The 2,366-nt window shown below is 56.8% G+C and carries 1 protein-coding gene; it reads left to right on the top strand.

Annotation, left to right across the window (positions count from 1 at the left end):
* Positions 1-115: 115 nt before the first annotated feature.
* Positions 116-2,176 carry a hypothetical protein gene (locus VQ044_RS24755; RefSeq protein ID WP_327650301.1) on the top strand — a complete coding sequence of 687 codons (2,061 nt, stop codon included), beginning with the start codon at positions 116-118 and terminating at the stop codon, positions 2,174-2,176.
* Positions 2,177-2,366 lie beyond the last annotated feature (190 nt).

The following is a 2,366-nucleotide window of genomic DNA, read 5'->3' as shown; positions in this document are numbered from 1 at the left end:
GCTGTCCCCGCATGCCATCCTCCCGATCTCGGTCAGGTCAATGGAATCATAAAACGGGCCGAATGGGGAGGTTTTTCGAGATCTCCAGTTGTGGATACGATCGTGGAGGCGGTGCATGCCACATCCTGAGGCGCGCCTGCCGTCCCGCCCGCAGCGACCAGTCCCCGGTCAACAATTGGTGGAAAGCACTGAACTCGACAGTGCGGGTTTCGATCTGGTCTGCGCGATTTTCCTATTCTCCGTCATCGGAATATTGGTAGTCGGTGGATTTTTTCAGGCTGCGGGCCCCACTCGTTCCGATCTCATTTTGGCTTGGATATTCGTTTCGATACCGCTTCTTATCTATACTACGGGCCGCCTTTTCCGGAGCATTTCGGGAGGAGTTGTCGTTACGCTGGGCATCATATTTGCCGCCGGCACCGTCAGGTCGCCGGTTCTCGCAATGGCCCTGCATGTATTGCCTATCGGAGCTGCGATCTATGTGACACTTCGGCTCCGACTCCGCGCCTTGGAATGGGTCTCTTGCGCGCTTGCCGTTCTCGTAACGACCATAGCAGCATTGGGCGTGGACGATTTATACACCTCGTTCGACATGGCATCGCGTGCGCGCGCCGGCGCCTTGCATAATGATACACTGTATCACGCAAGTATCGCTGCGATGATCAAGAATTATGGTGTCGTCTCCACCGGTCTGCATGGACTGGTCGAAACACCTTATCATACATTTTCGCATACGCTCGTGGCGGGATTCAGCCGTCTTTCGGGCGCTAGCGTTCTCAACGTTTATGGATTTCTCACGCCAGCGTTCCTCATACCCTTTCTCCTGTTCGCGATAACAGCGGTAGCCAGGATATTCGGAGGCCGGGCGCTTCCGGTCCTGCCGGCATGGCTTCTTGGTTGTGCATTTATTATTCTCCTTCCCAAGATATTCAGCTCCTGGGTTTTTTGGAATTCCTATTTTTTATCAGAATCCTACAATCTTTCAGCGGCCACTCTCGCGTTTTCCCTACTTCCGCTCTTTAAGGCGCGTCTGGGTTGGATGGATATATTGTTGGCGGTTCTGCTCACCGCCATGGCCGCGTCGGCGAAAGGATCAGTCGGTTTAATACTGGCGGGAATCTGGGTACTTCGGATCGTTTTTCTGGGCGGCTTCAAGCGTCGGATGGATTTGCTCGCCGCAGCGTCCGTCTGCATCGTGGTCGGCATCACGATGGTGAAATCCATCGGTGCGATAGCGCCGATGGAGATCCGGCCCCTCCACTTCGTAAGCGCATTCTCCTACAGGGGCGCGAGCGTAGCCGACGCAATCTCCATCCTGGGCGGAAATGCACCATTTAGTTGGCGGGTTTTCGTGTTGGCGGCATTGGCCCTGGCATCGTTCCTGCTGTTTCACTTCATCGCCGTTTGGGCGGTATCCATCCGACATATCGCCTTCGCGGGGGTCTTTTCTCTGCTGAAGTCGCCAGTATCGCTCTACAGTCTCGGTGCGGCGGCGGCAGGCATTCTGGCGATATGCCTCTTCGAGATAGCCGGCGGCTCCGCCTTCTATATAACCAACGTCTCTTTTTTCATCGCGCTACCCTGGCTCGTCGTTTATTCAGCCGAGGCCTTCGCGGCCATTCCGCTTGGAAAGGCTGTGGAGCGCGCCCGGACAACTGCGATATCCGGAGTTCTGGGAATTGCGGTCATCTTCTATTCTGCTGGCGGCCTTTTGAATTTCGTCTCGCGATCGGGAGCGGAAAGCCGAGATCCGTATCCGATCTTCGATGCGCTTCTCGACCTGAGGGATACTGCGCCACTCGATATAATATTGTCGCCGGACGGGGACGCGGCGGACCTGGTCCGGAAATCCTTTCCGGGCGTCTGCTGGGCATCGCCGTTCCTTTACCCGGCGCTCACGGAGCGGCCCTGGGCAGAGGTTATCGTCCGCGATGAGAATTGCGTGACGCCGCTATATGGCTATATGCAGTACCGATTGTCAGCCAAGGGAGACGTCGGCGTACCCTTGGCCGATCTGGGCACGCTGGAACGTGTGCTGTGGCGGCCACGTATTGACGGTGGAACCTCCCCGGCTGAAGCGGAGGGTGGGTCGCGACTGTCAGGAGCCCCGACTCTTGTTCCATTCAGCACGGAAAACCGGCTTCCTGTTCAGAACGGGGCTATGCAACCGGATTGAAAACAACGCGGATCTCAACCCGTTCTACCCGCAGGCTGTCTGTCCCCGAAATCTATCGGGTCGTCTGTTTGATTTTTTGCAGGGAGGGCGCTGGGCTCGGGAGGCTTATCCCGTTGTCCCAGGTCGCCCTAAATGTGGTATCTTGACCCGGATGGGCTGCCGGAACGGTGGCTATGACGGGACAGCCGAT

The sequence above is a fragment of the Aurantimonas sp. C2-5-R2 genome, from assembly GCF_036549495.1.
GTDB classification, from domain to species: domain Bacteria; phylum Pseudomonadota; class Alphaproteobacteria; order Rhizobiales; family Rhizobiaceae; genus Aurantimonas; species Aurantimonas coralicida_A.
The sequence above is the reverse complement of the archived record's forward strand: the minus strand, read 5'-3'. Positions and strand labels throughout refer to the sequence as shown.